Source organism: Rhodococcus sp. WB1, from assembly GCF_001700945.1.
GTDB classification, from domain to species: domain Bacteria; phylum Actinomycetota; class Actinomycetes; order Mycobacteriales; family Mycobacteriaceae; genus Rhodococcus; species Rhodococcus aetherivorans.
On record NZ_CP015529.1, the window covers coordinates 2,892,113 to 2,916,850 of the forward strand.

Below are 24,738 nucleotides of genomic sequence, written 5' to 3' on the forward strand. Positions count from 1 at the left end.
GAGCCGGGGGCACCGTCGTTCGTCCGGTCCCGGGCGGTCAGTCGTCGAGCAGGCCCTTGTTCTCCTGCTGGGCGGCCGCGTTGCGGAGTTCCTCCTCGGCGGCGAGCTGAAGCGCGGTGCGCGTCCACACCACCTTCGCCCAGTGGAAGGTGAGCACCATGACGGTGATCCAGCCCAGGATCAGGCCGATGCCCGGTCCCGCACCCGGGTCGCCGACCGGCAGGGTCTGCCTCGACCAGATCGAGAGCATGCCGAACACGATCGACACCGCGGAGCCGGCCAGCGCCAGCCACGCCAGCACCCACCGGCGGGTGACGAGCGCCAGGATGGAGAAGATCGCGCCGAACACCAGAGCGAGCCACACGAAGATGCGGGAGGGCAGCGCGATGGACTCGGCGGTCGCGTCGGGGGCGAAGGACAGCACCTCCCACCCGTTGGCCGCCCCGGCGTGGGGCAGGCTGAACGAGCCGAGCAGCACGAGCACCGCGACCGCGACGACGAGCGCGCGGGCTCCGGGGTCGATCTCGCCGGCGATCTTGCGTTCGGCTGCCTCGAGGTCGGCGCGGACTTCGTCCATCGGATCCCTTCCGTCGTCCCCGGCGTCGTCGCCGGGCGTCCTGCCCTCGTCGGGGCCGCTCGCGGTCATGCGTCACATCCCGTCTGTGCCGGAAGTGGCTCGGGCACACCGATCTGCGGGAGACCGAGCCCCACCCCGATGGGGGGCGTCTTGGGGGTGCGGCCCTGCTCGAACCGGTCGCCGGCGCGGGTGCGCCGATGAGTCAGGATCGGGGTGTCCGCGACCAGATGGTGCGGGGCGGCCTCGCTGATCACGATCGTGACGACGTCGCCCGGGCGAACCGCACGGTCGATGTTGCCCTCGGGCCGGAAGTGCACGAGCCGGCCGTCACGGGCGCGGCCGCTCATCCGGGCGGTCTCGGAGTCCTTGCGGCCCTCCCCCGCGGCGACGAGCAGCTCGACCTCCCTGCCGACGAGCGCGAGGTTCTCTTCGAGGGTGATCCGCTCCTGCAGCGCGATGAGCCGTTCGTACCGTTCCTGCACCACCGCCTTGGGCAGCTGGCCGTCCATCTCCGCGGCCGGCGTGCCGGGTCGCCTGGAGTACTGGAAGGTGAAGGCGCTGGTGAACCGGGCCTTCTCGACGACGTCGAGGGTCTCCTGGAAGTCCTCCTCGGTCTCGCCGGGGAACCCGACGATGATATCGGTGGTGATCGCCGCGTGCGGCATGGCCGCGCGCACCTTCTCGATGATCCCGAGGAACCGCTCCTTGCGGTACGAGCGGCGCATCGCGCGCAGGACGCGGTCCGAGCCGGACTGCAGCGGCATATGCAGCTGCGGGCACACGTTCGGGGTCTGCGCCATCGCCTCGATGACGTCGTCGGTGAACTCCGCGGGGTGCGGGGAGGTGAAGCGGACCCGTTCGAGACCCTCGATACCGCCGCAGGCGCGCAGCAGCGCGGCGAACGCGCCGCGGTCGCGGGGCTGCTCCGGATCGGCAAAGGAGCGGCCGTAGGAGTTGACGTTCTGCCCGAGCAGGGTCACCTCGAGGACGCCCTCGTCGACGAGCGCGCGGACCTCGGCGAGGATGTCACCGGGCCGGCGGTCCACCTCCTTGCCACGCAGCGACGGCACGATGCAGAAGGTGCAGGTGTTGTTGCAGCCCACGGAGATCGACACCCAGCCGGCGTAGCTGGACTCGCGCCGGGCGGGCAGGGTCGAGGGGAACGCCTCGAGCGATTCGAGGATCTCGACCTCGGCGCGGCGGTTGTGCCGGGCACGATCGAGCAGCGCCGGCAGGTTGCCGATGTTGTGCGTCCCGAACACGACGTCGACCCACGGCGCCTTCTTCACGACGACCTCGCGGTCCTTCTGGGCAAGGCACCCACCGACGGCGATCTGCATGTTCGGGTTGGCGTCCTTGACGGGCCGCAGATGGCTCAGGTTGCCGTAGAGCTTGTTGTCGGCATTCTCCCGCACCGCGCAGGTGTTGAAGACCACGAGATCGGCGGGCGCACCCGGCCCTGCCTTGGTGAACCCGGAGTCCTCGAGCAGCCCGGACAGGCGCTCCGAGTCGTGCACGTTCATCTGGCAGCCATAGGTGCGCACCTCGTAGGTGCGGGCGCCGACCTCGGCGGTCGCGTCGAGGGCGGCCGGGGCGCTGGGGGGTTCATGGTCCATCGATGACACGTCCCAGCCTAGCTCACGGGGCCGGACCGCTCCTGAAGTGGGCCGAGAGAGACAAACTAGTCCATCGCGCGACCCGGCGGGGCGAACCGGAACCGGCCTTTCGGGGCCGACCGTAAATTTTCCATTACGCAGTCCGAACTCGGCTTGCGAAAATTGCGGCACGGCGGCGCGGGCAGCATAGGGTTCTGTCCATGACACCAGCGGCGGTCGAATTCGAGAAGCCCTCCGGCTCGGCAGGCGGCGCACCCCCGATGATCTCGATGTCGGCGGTGGAGAAGCACTTCGGAGCCCTGCACGTGCTGCAGGACATCAACCTCGAAGTATCGGCGGGTCAGGTCGTGATCGTGGTGGGGCCGTCCGGGTCCGGCAAGTCCACCCTGTGCCGGACCATCAACCGGCTCGAGCCGATCGACTCGGGCGAGATCCGGGTGGACGGCAAGCTGCTTCCCGCAGAAGGTAAGGCGCTCGCGGCGCTGCGAGCCGACGTGGGAATGGTGTTCCAGTCGTTCAACCTGTTCGCGCACAAGACCATCCTCGAGAACGTCATGCTCGCCCCGGTAAAGGTCCGTCGCAAGGGCAGGACCGAGGCCAAGGAGCAGGCGCTGCAACTTCTCGACCGCGTCGGCATCGCCAATCAGGCGGAAAAGTATCCCGCGCAGCTCTCGGGCGGCCAGCAGCAGCGCGTCGCGATCGCGCGGGCACTGGCGATGAACCCGAAGGTCATGCTGTTCGACGAGCCGACCTCGGCGCTGGACCCCGAGATGGTCCAGGAGGTGCTCGACGTCATGACGTCGCTGGCCCGGGAGGGCATGACGATGCTCGTCGTCACCCACGAGATGGGCTTCGCCCGCAAGGCCGGCAACCGCGTGCTGTTCATGGCGGACGGGCAGATCATCGAGGACACCGACCCCGACACGTTCTTCACCGCACCCAAGTCCGCCCGCGCCCAGGACTTCCTCGGCAAGATCCTCAGTCACTGATCCGGCGTCGCTGCCGCACCGGAACCGGGGCGGCATCACCCACAACACGGAGGTACTCGATGAGAATCACCCGCTCGGTTCGCCTGGGCATCGGCGCGATCGCCGTCGCCGTGCTCGCCACCGCGTGTGGCGGAGACGAGCAGCGCAGCGTGTCGCAGTCCGCCGAGAGCGGCTCCCTCGTCGTCGGCATCAAGTTCGACCAGCCCGGGCTCGGGTTGCGCAACCCGGACGGTACCTTCAGCGGGTTCGACGTCGAGGTCGCGAAGTACGTCGGGCAGCAGCTGGGAGTGGCGCCGGAGAACATCGAGTTCAAGGAAGCCCCGTCCCCGCAGCGCGAGACCCTCATCGAGAACGGTGAGGTGGACTACATCGTCGCCACCTACTCGATCACCGACACGCGCAAGGAGAAGGTCGACTTCGCCGGGCCGTACTTCGTCGCCGGCCAGTCACTGCTCGTGCGTGCCGACAACACCGACATCACCGGACCGGAGTCGCTCAACGGCGGCAAGCGGCTGTGCTCGGTGGCCGGCTCCACCCCCGCACAGAAGGTCAAGGACACCTACGCGCAGGACGTGCAGCTGCAGGAGTTCGACACCTACTCCGCCTGCGTCGAGGCGCTGCGCAACGGTGCGGTCGACGCCGTGACCACCGACGACATCATTCTCGCCGGTTACGCGGCCCAGTACCCGGGCCAGTTGAAGGTCGTGGGCGAGCCGTTCACGGAGGAGCGCTACGGTATCGGTCTGGCCAAGGGCGACACCGAGTCCCGCAACCAGATCAACGACGCGATCGAAGAGATGATCTCGAGCGGGGCCTGGCAGGCCGCCCTCGAATCCACTGTCGGCCCGTCCGGATACCCCCTGCCGGAACCGCCGCAGGTCGACCGCTACTGACCGTCCCCGTCGTCCGGCCGGCCCGTTCGACGACTCGTCACGGGCCGGCCGGATCCCAGTCCCCGATCGGTGGAGTTGACCTGTGGATCTGTTGAGCAAGTACGGCGATCAGTTGATCGACGCCTTCTGGACCACCGTGCAGTTGACGGTGTTCTCGGCGATCGGCGCGCTGATCCTCGGAACGATCCTCGCCGGCATGCGCGTGTCCCCGGTGCCGGTGGCACGGGCGGTCGGCACCGTGTACGTGGGGATCTTCCGCAACACCCCCCTGACGCTGATCATCATCTTCTGCCTGTTCGGCCTGTCACAGACGCTGGGCATCAGCCTTGCCCCCCAGTCGTCGCCGACGTTCCTGGTGGACAACAACTTCCGGCTCGCGGTGCTGGGCCTGAGCGTCTATACCGCGGCGTTCGTCTGCGAGTCGCTGCGCTCGGGCATCAACACCGTCAACGTCGGGCAGGCCGAGGCGGGCCGCTCCCTCGGGTTGACCTTCGGCCAGAATCTGCGCCTGATCGTGCTGCCGCAGGCGTTCCGCGCGGTGATCGCACCCCTCGGCAGCGTGCTGATCGCCCTGACCAAGAATTCGACGATCGCGTCCGTCATCGGCGTCTCGGAGGCCTCCCTGCTGATGAAGACCATGATCGAGAACGAGGCGCAGATCTTCGTCATCGGCGGCATCTTCGCCCTCGGCTTCGTGATCCTGACCCTGCCCACGGGCCTGCTGTTCGGCTGGCTGAGCACGCGATTCGAGGTGTCCCGGTGAGCACCGGCCGCGCAACCGTCCTCTACGACGCCCCCGGTCCCCGGGCGCGAACGATCTACCACGTCGCCTCGGCGGCGGTGGCCGTGCTGCTCGTCGCCGTCGGCTATTTCGTCTACCGGGCTCTCGACGACAAGGGGCAGCTCACCACCGCGAAGTGGGAGCCGTTCCTGGAATCGAGCTCGTGGACCACGTATCTGATCCCCGGCATCCGGGGCACACTCATCGCGGCCGCGGTATCCATCGTGCTCGCCCTGATCCTCGGGGCCGCGCTGGGCATCGGCCGGCTCTCCGATCACCGGCCCGTGCGCGCGGTGTGCGGCTTCATCGTCGAACTGTTCCGGGCCATCCCGGTACTGATCCTGATGATCTTCGCCTACCAGCTGTTCGCCGAATACCAGGTCTTCCGGTCGAAGTACCTGGCGCTGGCGGCGGTGGTCACCGGCCTGACCCTCTACAACGGCTCGGTGATCGCCGAGATCGTCCGCGCCGGTATCCGGTCGCTGCCCCGCGGCCAGACCGAGGCCGCCGCGGCGCTGGGCATGCGCAAGGGCCAGATCATGCGTCTGATCCTGTTGCCGCAGGCCGTCACGGCGATGTTGCCGGCGATCGTCTCGCAGATGGTGGTGGCCCTGAAGGATTCCGCGCTCGGCTATCTCATCGGGTACGTCGAAGTGGTGCGCGCCGGTCAGCAGCTCGGCGCGTTCTTCGGCAACTACCTGCCGTCGCTGCTCGTGGTGGCCGCGATCATGATCGTGCTCAACGGCGCGTTGACGGTCGTCGCGACCCGGCTCGAGCGGCGTCTGCGGACCGGACGCAAGAACCGTGCCGCGATGCCGGAGGCCGACGAGAACGCCCCCGACAACGTGCTTTCCGGCATGACCGTCCCGGGAGTGGACATCACCAGCGATCACGACAAGCGCCGGTAACCCGTCAGTCGGTGGCGACGTCGCCGGGCTCGGGATCGAGCCCGGCGAGTTCGCCGCGGACCACGTCGAAGGCCACGCCCTGCGGGTAACCACGGCGGGCGAGCATGCCGACCAGCCGTCGCACCACCTTGTCCCGTTCCGCGGCGATCTCGCGCCGATCCCCCTCCGTGGGCAGCGGGGGCTGGGTGCGCAGCTTCTTGCGCACCAGTTCGGCGGCGCGGGCGCGTTCGTCGTCGCCGTCGATCTGCTCCAGCGCCTCAGCCGCCTCGTGCTGCCCGATCCCCTTGCGGCGCAGTTCCATTGCCAGAGCACGTTTGCCCCGGCCGGCATGCCGATGACGGGAGCGCACCCACTGCTGGGCGAACTCGGCGTCGTCGACGAGGCCCACCTCGGTGAGCCGGTCGAGGGTCCGCTCGGCGACGTCCGCGGCGAAGCCCTTCTGTTCGAGTTTCGCGGCGAGTTCGGCGCGGCTGCGAGCCCGGTCGGTCAGCAGACGGAGGCACAGGTCCTTGGCCTGTGCCTCCGTTCCGCCGCCGGGCAGGTCGCCGCCGCGCCGGTCACCGCGACGGGAGTCGCTGCCCAACGCTCGACTCAGAAGTCGGCGGGCTCGTCGGCGGGCTCGGCGGTGACGTCCGCCCCGATGCCGAGCTTCTCCTTGATCTTCTTCTCGATCTCGTCCCGGACGTCGGTGTTCTCCAGCAGGAACTTGCGGGCGTTCTCCTTGCCCTGACCGAGCTGGTCGCCCTCGTAGGTGTACCAGGAGCCGGACTTGCGGATGAAGCCCTGCTCGACCCCCATGTCGATGAGCGAGCCCTCCTTGCTGATGCCGTGGCCGTAGAGGATGTCGAACTCGGCCTGCTTGAAGGGCGGCGACACCTTGTTCTTGACGACCTTGACGCGGGTGCGGTTGCCCACCGCGTCGGAGCCGTCCTTGAGGGTCTCGATACGGCGCACGTCCAGGCGCACCGAGGCGTAGAACTTCAAAGCCTTGCCGCCGGTGGTCGTTTCGGGCGAGCCGAACATCACACCGATCTTCTCGCGCAGCTGGTTGATGAAGATCGCGGTGGTGCCCGAGTTGTTGAGCGCACCGGTCATCTTGCGCAGCGCCTGGCTCATCAGGCGGGCCTGCAGGCCGACGTGGCTGTCACCCATCTCGCCCTCGATCTCGGCGCGCGGCACCAGGGCCGCCACCGAGTCGACCACGATGATGTCGAGCGCGCCGGAACGGATCAGCATGTCCGCGATCTCGAGCGCCTGCTCACCGGTATCCGGCTGCGACACGAGCAGGGCGTCGGTGTCGACACCGAGCTTGCGCGCGTACTCGGGATCGAGCGCGTGCTCGGCGTCGATGAAGGCGGCGATGCCGCCGGCGGCCTGGGCGTTGGCCACGGCGTGCAGCGCGACCGTCGTCTTACCGGAGGATTCCGGGCCGTAGATCTCGACGACCCGGCCGCGCGGGAGGCCGCCGATGCCGAGCGCGACGTCGAGCGCGATCGAGCCCGTCGGGATCACGGCGATGGGCTGGCGGGACTCCTCCCCCAGGCGCATCACCGAGCCCTTGCCGAAGCTCTTGTCGATCTGCGCGAGCGCCAGCTCGAGCGCCTTGTCGCGATCGTGTGCCTGTGGTGCCATCGTGGTCCCCTTTTCGAGTCTCGTCTTGCTTGCCGATGACGTTAGAGTCCGGCACCGACAAGTTCGCCGTCCCGACCGGCGAGCGGCCGGATCTGTGGATGAATCGGACGCCTGTGGACTACTTCTTCACCACCCGCGGACCAGCATAGGCGAACAACTGTTCGAACGGAACGGGCGCGGCGGTTTCACCGGCGCGCGGGCGGGACGTCGAACTCCTCGCACAGGGCCCGCCACACCTCACGGGGTTCCCGGCCGGCCTCGATGGCCGCGGCGGCGGTCCGCCCGCCGAGCGAGAGCAGCACGTGGTCACGTAGCAGGGCGTCGCCGCGCAGCTGCCCGAACTCGTTGCGGACACACTCGTGAAATTCCGTCAGTCGCACCTGCGCCACGGTAGTCGCTTCCCGGACCCCCGACAGCGGCCGGTGGCGCGGACGCGGGGCACGTCACCGCATCGGCGCCACGACGCTGCGGCAGACGGTCACCGGGTCCTCGACCTGCGTTGCCGTCGCGGCGGCCAGGCGGGCCGCGCGCGTGAAGCGCGGCTCGGTCAGCACGGTGTCCACGGCCGCCCGCAGCGCGTCGGAGTCGAGTGGCCGCACGACCACCGCGCTGCCCTGCCGGGCGGCCCGATTGGCCAGCTCCCACTGGTCGCCGCCGCCGGGCACCACGACCGCGGGCACCCCGGCGCGCAGGGCCTTGGCGAGCATCCCGTGGCCGCCGCCGCACACCACCACGTCGGCCTGCTCGAGCAGCAGGTCCTGCCGGCCGTGCCCGGCCACGACGCCGTCCGGCCAGTCCCGCTCGGGCGGCTCGAGCATCGCGACGACGATCCGCATCCCGGATCCGCCGAGGCCCGTGCACACGGCGTCGAGCAGGCCGGGCACGCCGGTAGCCGCGGTGGACGGGGCCACCATCACCAGCGGTCCGTCGCCGGAGGGCGGCGCCAGGACGTGGCCGGTGGGCTCCCACAGCAGCGGCCCGACGACGTGCGCCCCGGCGGGCCAGTCCGGTCGCGGCACCTCGAGGGCGGGCAGGGTGGCGACGAGCCGGGCCGCCGGCCCCGGATCCCGGGCGGCCAGGCCGATCCCGACGCGCGCCGCGGACCGTTCGCGTTCCCCCTGCCGGATCGACCGGGCGGTCGCCGCGCGCAGCACCGTGTCCCGCGCGCGCCCGCGCAGCCCGGTGCCTGCGGCGAGACCGCTGCCGATGGGGGGCAGCCCCCGCGAGGGCAGATACAGCGGATGGGGCGACAGCTCCACCCAGGGGATACCGAGGCGTTCGGCGGCCATGCCGCCGCCCGCGGTGAGCACGTCGGAGACGACGAGGTCGGGCAGCAAGGCGCTGAGCCCGGGCAGCATCTCGGACGCGATGTGGGCGGCGCGGGCATGGATGCGGGCACCGGCATCGGCATCGTCGTCCTCCGGACGCGGGGCCAGCCCGGCGAGCGGCGCGAGCGTCACCCCGTCCAGGTCGAGGCCGAGCCACCGCTCGCCGGTGAAGAGGACGGGCTCGTCGCCCGCCTCGGCCAGACGCAGGCTCAGGGCTATCGCCGGGATCGCATGCCCGGCGTCGGGCCCGGCCACCACCGCCACTCGCATCGGCTCAGACTGCCACACCCGCTCCGCGCTGCCCGGTTGTGGAGGCGACGCCGGGAGTACCGGCCGCCGCTGCAGCGCCTCGGCGGTGGGGCTCGCCCGCGCTGTGCCCACCGCGTCGTACGTGCGAGCCTGGAAGCATGACGATGTCGGCAGGTGTCCCGTGAGGAGCGGCCATCCGGTGCCGGACCCCGTCGGTCCGGGGCAGGAGTCGGTGTGGGACTACCCGCGGCCGCCCGTGGTCCGACGGAGCGACGAGCTGGTCGAGGTGTGGTTCGGCGGGCAACTCGTCGCGCGCACCCGCACCCCGTTGCGGCTGCTGGAGACGAGCCACCCGCCGACCTACTACCTGCCCCGGACATGCTTCGCCGAGGGGGTCCTGCGGCCGGTTCCCGGGAGCACGGTGTGCGAGTGGAAGGGGCGGGCCGACTATTTCGACGTCGTGGCAGGCGGACCCGTCGCCGAGCGTGCGGCGTGGCACTATCCCCGGCCGGTTGCCGGATACGAGGCACTCGTCGGGCATGTGGCAGTCATGCCGGGTCCGATGGACGGCTGTTTCGTCGACGGCGAGCGGGTGCGTCCCCAGGCGGGGGGCTTCTACGGCGGCTGGATCACCGATCGGGTGGTCGGCCCCTTCAAAGGCGGGCCCGGCAGTCGCTACTGGTGATCGCGCGGAGGGGCGGGCACGGCCGCGGCGACGGGCCCGAATCCGGGGACGGCCACCGATCGGCGCGGAGATCGGCGGCAACAGTCCCACGGCGTGGCCGTTCCGCGGCGCCGGCGGTCACGGATACGCCGACCAGAACTGGAGCACCTGCTCGCGGGTGGTGACCGTTCCGTTGTCGATGATCAGCAGTTCGTCCTCGTCGAACGTGTAGCGAACAGGTCCGGCCACGACGGTGAATCCGGCGGCGGCCGGGGCGGCGTCGGCCAGTTCGATGTCGGCACCGTCGCTGAGCCGCAGGCCCTTGTAGTAGAGGCGATCGAAGTCGTTGCGGCACACCAGGACCCGCGACTCCGACGTGCGCGCCACCGCGACGGCCTCGTCGGTCGAGTTGCAGCGCGGCCCGATGTCGTCGTCGAAGCCCCGGGTGTCCGCCTGCGCGACCGGGATGCGGTCCGGGCGGCTCTGCGGCGGGGCCGTGGTCGTCGGTGCGGACGAAGTGGTGAGGAGGTCGGTGACCTCCGCCGTGACCGTCGCGGGGGGCGGCACCACCGGACCGGGGCTGTCGATCTGCCCGGTGGCCGAGGTGTCGGCCCGCACATCCGGCTCCGGCGCCTCGCCGCGGCCGGGCAGGATCCACGTCAGCGATCCGACGAGCGCGAGGCCCACGATCGCGGCGCCCAGCAGCACGAGCAGCGGCCGACGGGAACGCGACGTCGGGTGTCCGGGCGGGGCGGTCGGACCGGCGGACACGGGGGCGGGTTCAGCGGCGGTGAACGCCCGGGTCGGCGCGGTGACGGGCTCGGTGACCGGCTCGGTGAGAGCGGCACGCGCGGCCGCGGCCAGCGCACCGCACGTGGGGAAGCGGTCCTCGGGGCGCTTGGCCATCGCGCGGGCGATCACATCGTCGAACGCGGACGGCAGGTCCGGCCGCGCCGCGGTGGGGCGCGGCGGGGGCAGATGCAGATGCGCGTGGACCAGATGGGCCGGCTCGGACCCCGGATACGGTGGCCGCGTCGTGAGCAGCTGATAGAGCGTGCACCCGAGGGCGTAGACGTCGGTCCGGGGGCCGAGGGGCCGCCCCTCGATCTGATCGGGGGACGCGTACTGCAGGCTGGCGACGAGCATGCCGGTCTCGGTGACCGCCGTGCTGTCGAGGCTCTTCGCGATCCCGAAGTCCGCGAGCAGGACGCGCTCGGGTTCGCTCGCCCCGCTCGGCGTGAGCAGGATGTTCGCGGGCTTGACGTCGCGGTGCAGTATCCCGTGTGCATGCGCGTAATCGAGCGCGCGGGCGGTCTCGGACACGATATGCACGGCGCGCCCCGGAGGCATCGGTCCCCTGCGCAGTGCACCCACCGCGTCGGTGCCGTCCACGTACTGCATCGCAATCCACAACTGGTCGCCGACATTGCCGCGGTCGTACACGGTGACGATGTTGGGATGTTCGAGCCGCGCCACGTGGTCGGCCTCCCGGAGGAACCGGCTGCGGTTTCCCGGGTTCGCGGTCGCCGACGGGTCGAGCAGCTTCAGCGCGATGAAACGCGGCAGGTTCGGATGCCGCGCCAGGTAGACGCTGCCCATCCCTCCCGTGCCGAGGCGGCGTTCGATACGGTACCCGGCGAACACGGAGCCGGTCTGCAGTTCTCCCACGGTGTCGTCCACTCCCGAGTCCGTCGCGGCGCCCGCCCGACAGCCGTCTCAGAATATCGCGCACGTGAAGAGTGCCGGGCCGGACGCTCCGGCGGTCAGGCCGACACATCCCCGGCGGCGTCGAGCGCCCGGGCCCGGTCGCCGGGCACGAGCCCGATCCGGGTGCGGCGGTCGAGGATGTCGTCGACGTCGAGGGCGCCCTCGTGGGTGACGGCGAATTCCAGTTCGGCGCGGCTGATGTCGAGCCCGGGGACGATCGGTTCCAGCCGGCGCGGGTCCGCGGCGAGCAGGGCCGCCTCGGTGCCGTAGCGCCGCACCAGGTTCGCCGGGGCGGCGACGGTGCGCAGCACGGCAGGAGTCGCGGCGCCGACGAGGGGGAGCCGCTGGGTGCGGCACGGCCCGACACGCAGTCCGGCCGTCTCGACGGCCGCGTCGACGGCGTCCTGCGCCATCCGCCGGTAGGTGGTGAGCTTGCCGCCGACGATGCCGATCGGACCGGACTCGGAGCGCACGACCGCGTGCCGGCGCGACAGGTCCGCGGTGCCGCCGCCGGTGTCGGTACCCGGCGCGGAGGAGTCGAGCAGCGGCCGCAGTCCCGCGAAGGTGCCGAGGACGTCGTTGCGGGTCAGGGGCACGGCGAGGGCCGTGTTGGCGGTGTCGAGGAGGAAGTCGATCTCACCGTCGGTGGCCTGCGGGACGTCGGGCAGCGCGCCGGGCGCCTCCTCGTCGGTCAGTCCCAGATAGATGCGGCCCAGCTGGGCGGGCAGCGCGAAGACGAACCGGTTGGTGGCGCCGGGAATCGGCACGGTGAGCGCGGCCGTGGGGTTGCCGAGGGCGGCGGCGGCGAGCACGAGGTGGGTGCCGCGGCTCGGTCGCAGCCGGATCGACGGATCCACCTGTCCCGCCCACACGCCCGCCGCGTTGATCACGGCGCGGGCCGTCACCCGCACCTCGGTGCCTGTGAGGGTGTCGCGCAGGGCGGCGCCGTCGGCCGTGACGGAGTGGGCGTCGACGCGGGTGAGGATGCGGGCGCCGTAGGAGGCGGCGGTGCGGGCGAGGGCGACGACGAGCCGGGCGTCGTCGACGAGCTGGCCGTCGTAGGCGAGCAGTCCCCCGCGCAGCCCGTCGCGCCGGACGGCGGGGACCAGGTCGGCGGCGCGCCCCGCGCCGATGCGGCGCGAGCGCGGCAGCACCGCGGACGGCGTGTGCGCGGAGACCCGCAGGGCGTCGCCGGCGAGGAACCCGGTGCGCACGAGCGCGGCCTCGCCGCGGCCGACCGACGGCAGCAGCGGCACCAGCTGCGGCATCGCGCGCACCAGGTGCGGCGCCGTGTGGGTCATGAGAATTCCCCGCTCGACGGCACTTTCGCGGGCGATACCGATGTTCCCGGTGGCGAGATAGCGCAGGCCGCCGTGGACGAGCTTCGAACTCCACCGGCTGGTGCCGAAGGCGAGATCGTGCCGTTCGACGAGGACGACGCTCAGGCCGCGCGACGCGGCGTCGAGCGCGGCGCCGGCGCCGGTGACACCGCCGCCGACGACGAGCACGTCGACGGTGGGCCGGGCGGCGAGGTCGTCGAGTTCCCGGCGGCGGCGGGCGGCGTCGAGGGCACTGGAGGCGGGTCCGGTCACGGGCGATCCTCCCCGGAGGGTGCGAGATAGGTGTCGACGGCGTGCGCCAGCTCGGCCAGCAGGGCCGCCCGGTCGACCACCTCGGTGACCATCCCGGCGGACTGCACCACGGACTGGGCGGTGAGCAGCACGAACGCGGCGAGCGCGCGGACGTCGCCGGCGCGGACGGTGCCGTCGCGCTGGCCGAGGACGAGCGCCCCGGTCAGCACCTCGAGCACTGCGTGCTGGCTGGTCCCGAGCCGGTCCACGATGTACGTCATGAGCAGGTCCGGGTCCGACCGCAGGATCTTCTCGAACAGCGGATGTGTGCCGATCTCGTCGACGGCCGTCACGACGGCCCGCACGACGCGCGGCCGGACGGGCCCCTCTTCGCGGAGATCGGGCAGGACGGCGCGGATCTCACGGGTGAGAAGGTCCGCGACCAGGGCACGGGTGTCGGGCCAGCGACGATAGACCGTGGGGCGGCTGACACCGGCGCGCCGCGCCACCTCGGCGAGGGTGGTGCGCCGCAGTCCGAAGTCGAGCAGGCACGAGCGGGTGGCGTCGAGGATCTGGTTCTCGACGGTTGCCGCCGGCGGGCCGGAAGACCGGATCTCATCGTTACGAATAGACATTGTATGTAACACTGTAACGCATGACTGTGAGGTTCACACCGCAACACCCCACCGCCGCAGCCGAGATGGAGTGGGACGCGTGGGGCACGGCGGACCGCCGGAAGGAACTCGGCGAGGGCGTCCGCACACTGCTTCGACAGGCTCTCGGCGTGGACACCGAGCGCGCCCGTTCGCTGCCCGAGACCGCCGTGCGGCTCACCCCGTCCCGGCTGGGCACCCGGCACCACCAGGGCCTGCGGCGCATCGTCGGTCCGGAACACGTCGCCGACGACGACGCGGCCCGGCTCCGTCACGCCGGCGGCAAGAGCACCCTCGACCTGCTGCGGCGACAGAACCCCGGCCCGCAGGACGGTCCCGACGCGGTGCTGCGGCCCGGCAGCCACGACGAGGTGCTCGCCGTACTCGACTACTGCACGGGCGAGGGGATCGCCGTCGTGCCGTTCGGCGGCGGCACCAGCGTCGTCGGCGGGCTGGATCCGGTGCGCGACGGCTTCGAGGCCGTCGTCGCAGTGGACCTGCAAGGGATGAACGCGCTCACCGATCTCGATCCGGTCTCCGGTCTGGCGACGCTGCAGGCCGGCGCGACCGGACCGCAGGCCGAGGAGCTGCTCGGTGCCCACGGCTTCTCGCTCGGGCACTTCCCGCAGAGCTTCCGCCACGCGACCGTGGGCGGGTTCGCCGTCACCCGATCCTCCGGCCAGGCCTCCGCGGGCCACGGCCGGTTCGACGAGATGGTCGAGCACCTCGTCGTCGCCACCCCGCGCGGTACCGTCCGGGCGGGCCGCGCCCCGGCCTCGGCCGCGGGCCCGGACCTGCGGCAACTGTTCCTCGGGTCCGAGGGCCTGTTCGGCATCGTCACCGAGGTCGGCGTGCGAATTCACCCGATTCCCGCCGCGACCGCCCACCGCGCCTGGTCGTTTCCCGACTTCGCCACGGGTGCGGACGCCCTGCGCACCCTCGTGCAGACCGGCGCCGTCCCCACCGTGCTGCGCCTGTCGGACGAGACCGAGACCGCGACGAACCTCGCGTTGCACGAACACATCGGTGCGACCGCCCCCACCGGATGCCTGGCCGTGACCACCGTCGAGGGCACCGCCGAACACGTACGAGCCCGCGCCGCGGAGGTCGACGCCCTGCTCTCGACCCTGGGCGGCACCGACCTCGGAGAAGAGCCGGCCCGCGCCTGGGAGCAGGGACGGTTCGACGCGCCGCACCTGCGCGACGCCCTGCTGCGGGTCGGGGCACTCGCCGAGACCCTCGAAACCGCCACCACGTGGAGCAATCTGGCGCGGCTGCGGACGGCGGTGACCGATGCGCTCACCGCCTCCCTGCAGGAACAGGGCACCCCGCCACTGGTGCTGTGCCACATCTCGCACACCTACCCCACCGGCGCGTCCCTGTACTTCACCGTCGTGTGCGCGCAGACGGACGATCCCCTCACGCAGTGGTCGGCGGCCAAGCGCGCCGCCACGGACGCGATCATGACGGCCGGCGGCACCGTCACCCACCACCACGCGGTCGGGCGCGACCATCGGCCGTGGATGGCCGACGAGATCGGGACTCTGGGCACCGGCCTGCTCCGCGCGGTCAAGGACGCACTCGACCCGCTCGGCATCCTCAACCCTGGAAAGCTGCTGCCGTGATCGAATCCGTCACCGTCCTGACGAACCCGGCCGCGGGCCCGCACACCGCGCGCGCGACGAGGTCCGCCACGGCCCGGCTGCGCGAACGGGGCCTGCGCGTCACCGAGATCGCCGGCGACACCCCGGAACACTCCCTCGAACTGGTGCGCCACGCCGTCGGCGAGGGAACCGGGGCACTCGTCGCGGTCGGCGGGGACGGGCTCGTCTGGCTCGCCTGGCAGGCGCTCGCGCAGACCGGGATTCCGCTCGGCATCGTCCCGGCCGGGACCGGCAACGACCTCGCCCGCGTCCTGCACGTGCCGTCGGATCCGGTGGCGGCGGCCGACGTGATCGCCGACGGGGCCACGCGGACGATCGACCTCGGAAGGGTCCGGGCGCCCGGGCGGCCGGACCACTGGTTCGGCACCGTGCTCGCCAGCGGATTCGACTCCCTGGTCACCGACCGCGCCAACCGGATGCGCCGGCCGCGCGGCCGGCTGCGCTACAACGTCGCGATGGTCGCGGAACTGGCGAATCTCCGCCTGCTGCCGTATCGCATCACGCTGGACGGCGACGACCTCGACGTGGCGGCGACGATGGTGGCCGTGGGCAATGCCTCCACCTACGGGGGCGGCATGCGCATCGCGCCGGACGCGCGTCTCGACGACGGCCTCCTCGACGTCGTGATCGTGACCTCGGCCAACCGGACCCGCCTGCTGCGCCTGTTCCCCACCGTCTACCGCGGCACCCACGTCGACCTGGACGAGGTGAGGGTGCACCGCGCCCGGCGGGTGCGGCTCGAGTGTCCCGGCATCTCCGCCTACGCGGACGGCGAACCGCTCGGACCGCTGCCCGTGGACGTCGAGGCCGTGCCCGGTGCCGGAGTCGTCCTCGTACCCGGCGGTCAGCCCCCGAACGTGTAGAGCTCGAACCCGGCGGCCCGTTCCGCCGCGAACCCGGGCAGAGCGGCCGTGGCCGACTCCACCTGCGCCCGGGCCTGGTCGAGCACGGGGGTGGGCGCGAGTGCCTCGAGATAGCGGCGGTGCTCGGCGAGGGACGCGACGCCGTCCTCGACGGTGTCGGTGACGTCCACTCCGTGAGTGGGAGACGTGGTGCTCACCGCCACCCACCGCACCCCCGGCCACGGCGGCAGACCCTGCTCGGCCAGGTCCGGGAAGATCCACTCGTTCGCCGCGTCGGTGACCGCGTCGAGCACGCTCAGCCCCAGGGCACGGTGGTCGGCGCTGTTGAGGACGCCGGGGAACCACGTGAGCCCGAAATTGCCGGTCACCACCATCTCGGGTCGGTGCCGCCGGATCGCCGCCGCAAGATCGCGGCGCAGGTCCGGCCCCGCCACCAGGCGGCCGTCGGGATGCCCGAGGAACTCGACCACCTCGACCCCGACGACCCGGGCGGATGCCCGCTCCTCCTGCTCGCGCAGCGGCCCGCACGCCGCCGGCGGCAGGCCCGCGATGCCGGCCTCGCCGCTGGTCGCCAGGACGTAGCGCACCTCCTTGCCCTGTCGGGTCCACCGCGCCACCGCGGACGCCGCGCCGTACTCGATGTCGTCGGGGTGCGCGGCGATCACGAGCGCCCGCTGCCAGTCCTCCGGTACCGGTTCCATTCGTCCACTATCGCCGATCACGATGCGGGGGTGGGGGCCTCGCGCATACTGGACGGCGTGTCGTGGTCCGGGCTCGTCGAAGCAGCGCTCGACGTGCGGTTGACGACGACGGCGGCGGCCGTGGTGTTCACCGTCCTCACCGTCGCGGGCCTGGCCGCCCTGGCCGCGCGACGGCACCGCCGCTGGCTCCTGACGGGGATTCCGACGGCCGTCGCGCTGACCCTGGTGCTGGTGGTGCTCGCCGCCGTGCTCGTCGAGCAGGTGTGGCGACCGTTCCCGGATCGGTTGCCTCGGGATGTGTACGCGTGGACCGCCGTCGCCGTCCTCGCCGTCGCGCTCCTGGCCGGCCGGTGGCTCGTCCGCCGCCGGGACCGGGCGCGTCCGCTCGTCGCGGCCGGCCTCGTCGTCGCCGCACTGGCGGTGGTGGTGGCGGGCGCGGGGCGGATCAACGCGGTGTTCGACGCCTACCCCACCGTGCGTTCCGCCCTCGGCATGACCGACTACCGCACCGTGCCGCTCGACGCGGCCCTGGCACCGGCCACGGCGACGGTCGCTCGGCGGCCGCTGTCCGAGACCTGGTCGCCCCCGGCCGATCTGCCCGCGACCGGCGCGGTGACGACCACCCCGATCCCCGGCGCAGTCTCGGGATTCCGCGCCCGCGACGCGCGGATCTACCTGCCACCCGCCTACTTCGCCGACCCGCGCCCCGAACTCCCGGTGCTGGTGCTGCTCGCCGGCCAGCCCGGCAGCACCGACGACTGGCTGATCGGGGGCCGGCTGCCGCAGATCATGGACGCGTTCGCGGCCGGGCACGAGGGGCTGGCACCGGTCGTCGTGCTCGCCGACGGCACCGGCGGCCAGTTCGACAACCCGCTGTGCGCCGATTCCCGCCTCGGCAACGCCGCGACCTACCTGGCGCTCGACGTGCCCGCCTGGGTCCGCGAGCACCTGCAGGTCGACGACGATCCGGCGGGCTGGGCGATCGGCGGGCTCTCGTACGGAGGCACGTGCGCGTTGCAGCTCGCGACCGCCCGCCCCGAGGTGTACCCCACGTTCCTCGACTTCTCCGGCCAGGCCGAGCCGACCCTCGGCGATCGGGACCGCACGATCCGCGAGGTGTTCGGCGGCGACACGGAGGCGTTCGCGCGGAACAACCCTGCCGACCTGCTGGCCCGCAACCGCTACCCCGGCTCGGCAGGGGCGTTCGTCGTGGGCCTCGACGACAGCGAATACCGTTCGGGAATCGAACAACTCACGACGGCGGCCCGGGCCGCCGGCATGGACGTCCACCTCACGGAACTGCCGGGAGCGCACAGCTTCGCGGTGTGGTCCGCCGGACTCGAGAAGGAGCTGCCGTGGCTCAGCCGCCGACTCGGCCTCGTCGCCCCGTGATCGCGCGCAGCGGCGCGGCGCTGCGCCGGGCCCCCGTCGCTCTGACCCTGCTCGCGGCGATGTGGGTGCTCGCGATCGCCACCGGGTCCGTGTGGCGCGGGCCGTCCCACGACCTGGCCCTCGACGTCTCCCTCGGCACCCGTAGCTTCGGCGAGGGGCATCCGTGGGTGCTCTGGACGTCCGGGCTCTTCGCGTCCGGCCTGGGCGAGTACGTCCTGTCGAGCGTGGCGATCCTCGCCGTCGCGGTGCCGGTGGAGAACCGCCTCGGCAGCCGCAGATTCGCACTCGCCGCGGCGCTCTCGCAGGGTGCGGGTGCCGCGCTCGCCCTGCTGGTGGCGCTGCTGGCGTCGACCGTGCCGAACTCGTGGGGCTTCGAGCTGCACGGGCACCTGACCGAGGATCCCCTGCCGTGGGTGCTCGGCACCCTGCTCGCCGCCACCGCGGCGATGGGTACGCTGTGGCGGCGCCGCATCCGCACCCTGGTGCTGGTGTTCCTCGTGACGAGCGCCCTGTTCGCGGGGCACCTGCAGGACGTGGTGCGGCTCTGCGCGGCGCTGGCAGGCCTGTTCCTCGGACCCGTGCTGTTCGGCCGCGCGGCCCGGGGCCCGGCGCTCGGCGGCACCGTGCGGGAGCGTCGCACCCTCGTGGCGCTGGTGGTCGCCGCCAGCGTCCTCGGCCCGATCCTGGCGGCGTTCTCCCCCCACGCCATCGGGCCGCTCTCGGCGCTGCGGGAGTTGTTCGACCAGGTCCCGTACAGCGCACGGGAACTGGTCGACATCTGCGCCGACCCGGCCCTGCGCGACGAGTGCCGCAAGGGGCGGCAGGCGCTGCGCCTGTCCGGGATCGGACCGCTGGTGATGAACCTGATGCCGTCGGCGGTGCTGCTCGTGGGAGCGGAGGGACTGCGCCGGGGCCGCCGCGCCGCGTGGCTGCTCTCGGTGTGGGGGCACGTCGCCCTGATCGCGGTGGCCGCCGTCAGCGCGGTCGTGCAGATCACCGAGCAGGAGGAGACCCGGTCGCTGCTGTACGGCACCCGCCGCACCAGCTCGGTGTACATGGAACTCGCTCCGCTGCTGGCCCTCGTCGCGGTGCTCGTGCTGCTGCTGATGACCCGCCGGCTGTTCGGGGTGCGCGCCCCGCGCGGGACGTATCCGCGGGTGTGGCTGGGCACCGCCGCCGCGGCGGGTGCCGCGCTCGTCACCTACGTGGGGGTGGGGGCGCTGCTCGCCGACGGCTTCGACCGCGACCCCGGCGGCGCCACGCTGGTGCGCGACGCGCCGCGACGTCTCGTCCCACCCGTGTATCTGCAGCTGTTCGAGCCGCCGGTACTGCCGCTGACCCCGGCCGCCACGCTGCTGTTCGAGTGGGTGGGGGTGCTGGTGTGGGCCGCGTTCTGCCTGTTGATGGTCCGGAGCTTCCTGGTCCCCGCTCTCGGGCACGATCCCGGCGACGAACACCGGGTGCGTGCACTGCTGCACTCCCCCGGCGGCACCTCGCTGTCGTGGATGACGACGTGGCCCGGCAACCACTACTGGTTCGGCGAGGACGGCCGGCACGCCGTGGCCTACCGCGTCCACTCGGGTGTCGCCCTGACCACGGGCGACCCGGTGGGTGATCCGGCCGGCCTGGAGAACGCGATCGACGAGTTCGCCGCGTACTGCCTCGGCAACGGCTGGACCCCGTGCTTCTACTCCGTCGGGGAGGACACCGCCGCGATCGCCCGGGACCACGGCTGGAGCTGTCTGCGGGTGGCCGAGGAGACGGTCGTCGCGCTTCCCGGCCTCGCGTTCAAGGGCAAGAAGTTCCAGGACGTCCGCACCGCCCTCAACCGCGCCGCCAAGGACGGCGTGGAGGCGCGGTGGACGACGTTCACCGAGGCGCCGTTGCCGATGACGGAGCAGATCGTCGAGATCTCCGAGGAATGGGTCGCCGACAAGGGCCTCCCCGAGATGGGCTTCACCCTCGGTGGGCTCGAGGAACTGCGCGACCCCGAGGTGCGGCTGCTCCTGGCGATCGACGCGGACGACCACGTGCACGCCGTGACGTCGTGGATGCCGGTCTACCGGGACGGCGCCCTGGTCGGCCTGACCCTCGACTTCATGCGCCGCCGCTCCGACGGCTTCCGTCCCGCGATGGAGTTCCTCATCGCCTCGGCCGCCATGTCCGCGCAGGAACAGGGCCTCGAGTTCCTCAGCCTGTCCGGCGCGCCGCTCGCCGGCGCCGACCCGTCGGCCGGCGCCCTCGACCGCGGCGCCCTCGACCGCGGCGCGCTCGACGCGCTGCTCGACCTGCTGGGCCGCACCCTCGAGCCGGTCTACGGCTTCCGGTCGCTGCTCGCCTTCAAGGCGAAGTTCCAGCCGCAGCACCGGCCCATGTACCTGGTGTTCCCGGACGCCGCGGCCCTGCCCACGATCGGCATCGCCGTCGGTCATGCGTATCTGCCCGACGTGTCGCTCGGGCAGGGTCGCCGGCTGCTCGCACAGTTGCTGCGGCGCTGAGCCGCCGCGACCACATCACACGTGGGTGATGTGGTCGTCCTTGCTGCCGGCCACGGCCTTGTACAGCATGTAGCCGCCGAAGATCAGCGCGCTCACCACGAGAATCCCGAACAGGTGCTCCGCGAGCGCCCCGACCACCACGAGGGCGATCCACACCAGCGCCACCACACCCACGATCTTCCAGAACATCGTCTTCTCCTTGCGTCGTTGCCGTTCGTTGTCGATCGTGACACCCCACGGTCGGAAAAACACCAGGTCAACGCAGAGATCAGGGAAAGATGGGTGGTTACCCGGAGGCCGGTGCGGCCCTGTTCGGGGGCCGGCCCGGAGCGGGGTGGTGAGAAGGAGCACGCCGCGGCGACATACCCTCGACAGGTTCGGTCCCCTCGTCAGAAGGCTGAGAATCGTGTCCTCGACCCGCCGCACGCCCGCCCGCGACCTGGCGCAGATCGCCGTGTTCGCCGCCCTGATCATCGCTCTGGGTCTGCCCGGGCAGATCACCGTCGGCTCGTCGGGCGTGCCGATCACGCTGCAGACGCTGGGCGTGATGCTCGCCGGGGCGCTGCTCGGCGTCCGCAAGGGCGTGCTGTCGGTGGCCACGGTGATCGTGCTGGGCCTGGCGCTGCCGGTGCTCGCCGGGGGACGCACGACCCTGACGGCGCTGGCCGGCCCGACGGTCGGCTTCCTGCTCGGCTGGCTTCCCGCCGTCGCGGTGATCGGCTGGCTCTCGGCGCGCATGCTGCCCCGCTACCGGGTGCTGCCGGGCATCGCCGTCAACGTCCTCGGTGGCATCGTCGTGCTCTACGTCTTCGGTATCGCCGGCATGCTCGCACGCACCGATCTCACGCTGTGGGCGGCGCTGAGCGCGAACGCCACCTTCCTGCCCGGTGACCTGCTCAAGGCCGTCGTCGCGGCGGTCGTCGCCGCCCAGGTGCACCGCGCCTACCCGGCCCTGCTCAGCCCGAGCGCACCGGCACGCCCGGCCACCGACCCCGCGCGCTGAGCGCCGGGCCGGGCACGACCGCATGAGCGAGATCCGCTTCCGGCAGGTGGGCCACGCCTACGGTGAGCGCACCGTCCTCGACGGCATCGACGTGACCCTCACCGAGCGCCGCGTCGGGATCGTCGGCGCCAACGGCAGCGGCAAGTCCACCCTGGCCCGGATGATCAACGGGCTGGTGATCCCGACCTCCGGCACGGTCACGGTGGACGGCCTGGACACCGCCCGCAAGGCCCGCGAGGTGCGCCGGCGCGTGGGATTCGTCTTCACCGATCCCGACCATCAGATCGTGATGCCCACGGTCGCGGAAGACGTCGCCTTCTCCCTGCGCCGCAGCGGACTGAGCAAGGCCGAGCGCGCGGAGCGGGTACGGCGGGTGCTCGCCGACTTCGGGCTGGCCGGGCACCACGACCACCCGAGTCACCTGCTCTCCGGCGGGCAGAAGCAGCTCCTGGCCCTCGCGGCGATCATGGTCACCGATCCGCAGGTGCTGGTGGCGGACGAGCCCACCACGCTGCTGGATCTGCGCAACGCCCGGCTGATCGCGCGGACCTTCGCCGCCCTCGAGCAGCAACTGGTGGTGGTCACCCACCATCTGGACCTGCTGACCGGCTTCGACCGGGTGCTCGTCGTCGACGGTGGGCGCGTCGTCGCCGACGACACACCCGGCCCGGCGATCGACTACTACCGCAGGCTGGTCGCGTGAGCACCCTGGGCTTGTACCATCGCGCGGCGTCGCCGTTGCACCGGGCGCCCGCGGGCCCGAAGCTGCTGGTCACCGCGGTGCTCATCGTCGCGCTCACGGTGTGGATGCGGCAACCGTGGCAGGTGCCGGTGGCCGGGGCGGTCGTGCTCGGGCTCTACCTGCTGGCGCGGATCCCGCCCCGGCCCGCGCTGCGACAGCTCCGGCCGCTGTTGTGGATGCTCGTGGTGATCGCGGCGTTCCAGGTGCTGCTCGCCGGCTGGGAGCGGGCGGTGGTGGTCTCCGGTCAGCTGCTGGTTGCCGTGGCCCTCGCCGCGCTGGTGACGCTGACCACCCGGGTGAGCGACATGCTCGATGCGATCGTGGCGGGGCTGGGCCCGTTCCGGCGGGTCGGCGTGGATCCGGAGCGGGTCGGCCTCGTGCTGGTGATGACCGTCCGGGCCGTCCCGATGCTCGGCGGGATCGTCGCGCAGGTGACCGAGGCACGCAAGGCCCGCGGGCTCGGCTTCTCGCTGCGGGCCCTGGCGGTGCCCGTCGTCGTGGGGGCGTTGCTGACCGCGGAGGCGATGGGCGAGGCCCTCGTCGCCCGCGGCCTGGACGACTGAGCCACCTGGACGACGTCAGTACCGGTAGCGGCCCTCGATCTGCCGGATCTCCCGCCACGACTGGGCCCAGCTCTCGAGCCGGTCCGAGGCCGAGATCAGCTCGGCGCGCTGGCGGTCGAGCAGGGCCATCGAACGGGTTCCGTCGGGGGCCGCCGCGAGCCGGGCCGCGGCGGCGACGAGTTCCTCGAATTGGTCGACGCCCGTGTCGAGTCGCTGTCCGGCGGCCGCGACGGCCGCCCCGAGGTGCGCCCCGGCGGCGGCGCTGTCCCGGGCGGCGGATTCGAGCGCGACCACATCCACCGCGACGGCCTCGAGCGCGTCGGAGGCCTCCCGGGCGGCCGCGGCGATCTCCTCGAGGTCGTCGGCGGCGACGGTGCGGGAACGAGCCAGCACCGTCAGCAGCTGGGCGAGGCTCTGTTCGTCGCTCGCCAGCCGGGCCATCGGGGCCCGCGCGACGGAACCCGACGGCGGCAGGGCCCGGCGGGCGGGTGCCGGCGGCGGCAGCGGCACGGCGTCGAGGCGCCGGAAGGTACGCACCGCCAGCACGGCGGGCACGACGAGCGCGGCGGTCGTCCCGCCGGTGGCGACGATGGTCCAGTCGGGGGCCGACGCGGCCACCAGCGTCGCGGTGCCGACACCGCTCATTCCGGAGGCTGCGCCGAACAGGCGGGCACGCCGGCGGGCTCGGCGCTTCTTGCGGCGCACCCGGGCCGCGGGGTCGTTCCAGCGGCGCGCCGCCTCGACCACGCTGCCGGTCATGTCCCGGAGCGCAGCCGCGGCCGGACCGGGGAACTGTCCGGTCCGGCCGCGTGCGGGTGTGTTCATTGCGTTGCCGCGTTTCTGCCGTCTGCCATCGACCCCGGCGCTACTGCGAGCCGGCGCTTCCCGCCGCCGACGGCGGTTCCTTGGTGGGGTTGACCGCGGGGGTCGCGGGTGCCGCCGCGCCGGGCAGCGCCTCGCCCTTCATGGAGGCCCGGATCTGCTCGAGACGGCTGTGGCCGGCCATCTGGACGGTGGCCTGCTGGACCTCGAGCATCCGGCCGTGCACCGAGTTCTGCGCGAGCTCGGCGGATCCGAGCGCGGTGGCGTAACGACGCTCGATCTTCTCGCGGACCGCGTCGAGACTCGGCGTGGTGCCGGGCGCGGCGAGCGTCGAGTCCATCGAGCGCAGGGACTCGCTCACGCGCTCCTGCATCTTGGCCTGCTCGAGCTGGCTGAGCAGCTTGGTGCGCTCGGCCACCTTCTGCTGGAGAGCCATCGCGTTCTGCTCGACGGCCTTCTTCGCCTGCGCCGCGGCCTGCAGGGACTGATCGTGCAGCACCTTCAGATCCTCGACGGACTGCTCGGCGGTCACCAGCTGGGCCGCGAACGCCTCCGCGGCGTTCGTGTACTGGATGGCCTTCTCGGTGTCGCCGGCGGCGTTGGCCTGATCCGCCATGAGCACGGCCTGCCGCGCGCTCGCGTTGAGCTTCTCGACCTCGTCGAGCTGACGGTTGAGTTTCATCTCGAGCTGACGCTGATTGCCGATGACGGACGCGGCCTGCTGGGACAGTGCCTGGTGCTGGCGCTGCGCGTCCTCGATCGCCTGCTGAATCTGGACCTTCGGATCGGCCTTCTCATCGATCTTCGAGTTGAAGAGCGCCATCAGGTACTTCCAACCCTTGACGAACGGATTAGCCATGGGAGTGATCCTGCCTCCATCTGGTACGCCGCGGCGAACGCGACCCGGTGCGCGGCCCTCGCG

At 72.1% G+C, this 24,738-nt stretch carries 25 protein-coding genes; 12 read left to right on the plus strand and 13 right to left on the minus strand.

The window, feature by feature from the left end; translation table 11 throughout:
• Positions 1-37: 37 nt before the first annotated feature.
• Positions 38-646 (minus strand): Rv2732c family membrane protein, encoded by a 609-nt coding sequence (locus A4U64_RS12755; protein WP_006948249.1) that lies wholly within the window; start codon positions 644-646, stop codon positions 38-40.
• Positions 643-2,193 carry a tRNA (N6-isopentenyl adenosine(37)-C2)-methylthiotransferase MiaB gene (miaB, locus tag A4U64_RS12760; protein ID WP_006948250.1) on the minus strand — a complete coding sequence of 517 codons (1,551 nt, stop codon included), beginning with the start codon at positions 2,191-2,193 and terminating at the stop codon, positions 643-645. The genes A4U64_RS12755 and miaB overlap by 4 nt, the downstream gene beginning before the upstream one ends.
• Before the next feature lie 260 nt (positions 2,194-2,453).
• Here miaB and A4U64_RS12765 point away from each other — a divergent pair, with 260 nt between their 5' ends.
• The 4 genes from A4U64_RS12765 (at position 2,454) to A4U64_RS12780 (ending at position 5,764) form a co-directional block, all read left to right on the plus strand.
• Positions 2,454-3,182, plus strand: a complete 729-nt coding sequence (locus A4U64_RS12765; protein WP_029543348.1) for an amino acid ABC transporter ATP-binding protein — start codon at positions 2,454-2,456, stop codon at positions 3,180-3,182.
• A gap of 59 nt (positions 3,183-3,241) precedes the next feature.
• Positions 3,242-4,075 (plus strand): glutamate ABC transporter substrate-binding protein, encoded by an 834-nt coding sequence (locus tag A4U64_RS12770; RefSeq protein WP_006948252.1) that lies wholly within the window; start codon positions 3,242-3,244, stop codon positions 4,073-4,075.
• An 82-nt stretch (positions 4,076-4,157) separates the two neighbouring features.
• Positions 4,158-4,838 (plus strand): amino acid ABC transporter permease, encoded by a 681-nt coding sequence (locus A4U64_RS12775; RefSeq protein WP_006948253.1) that lies wholly within the window; start codon positions 4,158-4,160, stop codon positions 4,836-4,838.
• Complete coding sequence (locus A4U64_RS12780; RefSeq protein ID WP_006948256.1) at positions 4,835-5,764, plus strand: amino acid ABC transporter permease; 930 nt, start codon at positions 4,835-4,837, stop codon at positions 5,762-5,764. Before A4U64_RS12775 ends, A4U64_RS12780 begins: the two co-directional genes overlap by 4 nt.
• Before the next feature lie 4 nt (positions 5,765-5,768).
• On the opposite strand, the gene recX is transcribed toward A4U64_RS12780, so the two are convergent.
• The 4 genes from recX to A4U64_RS12800 form a co-directional block, all read right to left on the minus strand.
• The gene (recX, locus tag A4U64_RS12785) at positions 5,769-6,347 is read right to left on the minus strand and encodes a recombination regulator RecX (protein ID WP_006948258.1); all 579 of its coding nucleotides are present in this window, start codon (positions 6,345-6,347) and stop codon (positions 5,769-5,771) included.
• 8 nt (positions 6,348-6,355) lie between these two features.
• The gene (recA, locus tag A4U64_RS12790; protein WP_006948259.1) at positions 6,356-7,396 is read right to left on the minus strand and encodes a recombinase RecA; all 1,041 of its coding nucleotides are present in this window, start codon (positions 7,394-7,396) and stop codon (positions 6,356-6,358) included.
• A gap of 185 nt (positions 7,397-7,581) precedes the next feature.
• Positions 7,582-7,776, minus strand: coding sequence for a DUF3046 domain-containing protein (locus A4U64_RS12795; RefSeq protein WP_029543347.1), 195 nt, complete (start codon positions 7,774-7,776; stop codon positions 7,582-7,584).
• A 63-nt stretch (positions 7,777-7,839) separates the two neighbouring features.
• The gene (locus A4U64_RS12800; RefSeq protein WP_065922628.1) at positions 7,840-8,994 is read right to left on the minus strand and encodes a glycosyltransferase; all 1,155 of its coding nucleotides are present in this window, start codon (positions 8,992-8,994) and stop codon (positions 7,840-7,842) included.
• A 160-nt stretch (positions 8,995-9,154) separates the two neighbouring features.
• On the opposite strand from A4U64_RS12800, the gene A4U64_RS12805 reads away from it, so the two are divergent.
• The gene (locus A4U64_RS12805; protein WP_065922629.1) at positions 9,155-9,658 is read left to right on the plus strand and encodes a DUF427 domain-containing protein; all 504 of its coding nucleotides are present in this window, start codon (positions 9,155-9,157) and stop codon (positions 9,656-9,658) included.
• Positions 9,659-9,775: 117 nt separating this feature from the next.
• Here the strand turns inward: A4U64_RS12805 and A4U64_RS12810 are convergent, their stop codons facing one another.
• The 3 genes from A4U64_RS12810 to A4U64_RS12820 form a co-directional block, all read right to left on the minus strand.
• Positions 9,776-11,317, minus strand: a complete 1,542-nt coding sequence (locus tag A4U64_RS12810) for a serine/threonine-protein kinase (RefSeq protein WP_065922630.1) — start codon at positions 11,315-11,317, stop codon at positions 9,776-9,778.
• 83 nt (positions 11,318-11,400) lie between these two features.
• Complete coding sequence (locus A4U64_RS12815; RefSeq protein WP_050035117.1) at positions 11,401-12,936, minus strand: glycerol-3-phosphate dehydrogenase/oxidase; 1,536 nt, start codon at positions 12,934-12,936, stop codon at positions 11,401-11,403.
• Complete coding sequence (locus tag A4U64_RS12820) at positions 12,933-13,550, minus strand: TetR/AcrR family transcriptional regulator (RefSeq protein ID WP_065922631.1); 618 nt, start codon at positions 13,548-13,550, stop codon at positions 12,933-12,935. The genes A4U64_RS12815 and A4U64_RS12820 overlap by 4 nt, the downstream gene beginning before the upstream one ends.
• A gap of 20 nt (positions 13,551-13,570) precedes the next feature.
• Between A4U64_RS12820 and A4U64_RS12825 the strand changes: the two genes are divergently transcribed.
• Together A4U64_RS12825 and A4U64_RS12830 are read left to right on the plus strand one after the other, a co-directional pair.
• Complete coding sequence (locus tag A4U64_RS12825; RefSeq protein ID WP_065922632.1) at positions 13,571-15,193, plus strand: FAD-binding oxidoreductase; 1,623 nt, start codon at positions 13,571-13,573, stop codon at positions 15,191-15,193.
• Positions 15,190-16,095: a diacylglycerol kinase gene (locus A4U64_RS12830; protein ID WP_006948271.1), complete on the plus strand. Its 906-nt coding sequence runs from the start codon at positions 15,190-15,192 to the stop codon at positions 16,093-16,095. Before A4U64_RS12825 ends, A4U64_RS12830 begins: the two co-directional genes overlap by 4 nt.
• Here A4U64_RS12830 and A4U64_RS12835 read toward each other — a convergent pair.
• Complete coding sequence (locus A4U64_RS12835) at positions 16,077-16,796, minus strand: PIG-L deacetylase family protein (protein ID WP_006948272.1); 720 nt, start codon at positions 16,794-16,796, stop codon at positions 16,077-16,079. The genes A4U64_RS12830 and A4U64_RS12835 overlap by 19 nt on opposite strands.
• A gap of 57 nt (positions 16,797-16,853) precedes the next feature.
• On the opposite strand from A4U64_RS12835, the gene A4U64_RS12840 reads away from it, so the two are divergent.
• Complete coding sequence (locus A4U64_RS12840; protein WP_029543331.1) at positions 16,854-18,188, plus strand: alpha/beta hydrolase; 1,335 nt, start codon at positions 16,854-16,856, stop codon at positions 18,186-18,188.
• The gene (locus tag A4U64_RS12845) at positions 18,185-20,686 is read left to right on the plus strand and encodes a bifunctional lysylphosphatidylglycerol flippase/synthetase MprF (protein ID WP_043798200.1); all 2,502 of its coding nucleotides are present in this window, start codon (positions 18,185-18,187) and stop codon (positions 20,684-20,686) included. The genes A4U64_RS12840 and A4U64_RS12845 overlap by 4 nt, the downstream gene beginning before the upstream one ends.
• Before the next feature lie 15 nt (positions 20,687-20,701).
• Here A4U64_RS12845 and A4U64_RS28510 read toward each other — a convergent pair whose 3' ends face one another.
• Entirely contained in the window at positions 20,702-20,875 is a 174-nt protein-coding gene (locus A4U64_RS28510; protein WP_029543328.1) for a hypothetical protein, read from the minus strand.
• Positions 20,876-21,092: 217 nt separating this feature from the next.
• Here A4U64_RS28510 and A4U64_RS12850 point away from each other — a divergent pair, with 217 nt between their 5' ends.
• Genes A4U64_RS12850 through A4U64_RS12860 form a run of 3 tightly spaced genes read left to right on the plus strand, consistent with a single transcriptional unit; the run spans position 21,093 to position 22,994 of the window.
• Positions 21,093-21,689, plus strand: coding sequence for a biotin transporter BioY (locus A4U64_RS12850; protein WP_006948276.1), 597 nt, complete (start codon positions 21,093-21,095; stop codon positions 21,687-21,689).
• A 22-nt stretch (positions 21,690-21,711) separates the two neighbouring features.
• On the plus strand, positions 21,712-22,392 hold the full coding sequence (locus tag A4U64_RS12855; RefSeq protein WP_029543325.1) for an energy-coupling factor ABC transporter ATP-binding protein: 681 nt from the start codon (positions 21,712-21,714) through the stop codon (positions 22,390-22,392).
• Complete coding sequence (locus A4U64_RS12860; protein ID WP_006948278.1) at positions 22,389-22,994, plus strand: energy-coupling factor transporter transmembrane component T family protein; 606 nt, start codon at positions 22,389-22,391, stop codon at positions 22,992-22,994. Before A4U64_RS12855 ends, A4U64_RS12860 begins: the two co-directional genes overlap by 4 nt.
• A 15-nt stretch (positions 22,995-23,009) precedes the next feature.
• Here A4U64_RS12860 and pspM read toward each other — a convergent pair whose 3' ends face one another.
• Both pspM and A4U64_RS12870 read right to left on the minus strand, forming a co-directional pair.
• Positions 23,010-23,819 (minus strand): phage shock envelope stress response protein PspM, encoded by an 810-nt coding sequence (pspM, locus tag A4U64_RS12865; RefSeq protein ID WP_006948279.1) that lies wholly within the window; start codon positions 23,817-23,819, stop codon positions 23,010-23,012.
• A gap of 40 nt (positions 23,820-23,859) precedes the next feature.
• On the minus strand, positions 23,860-24,675 hold the full coding sequence (locus A4U64_RS12870; protein ID WP_003935651.1) for a PspA/IM30 family protein: 816 nt from the start codon (positions 24,673-24,675) through the stop codon (positions 23,860-23,862).
• Positions 24,676-24,738: the final 63 nt, after the last annotated feature.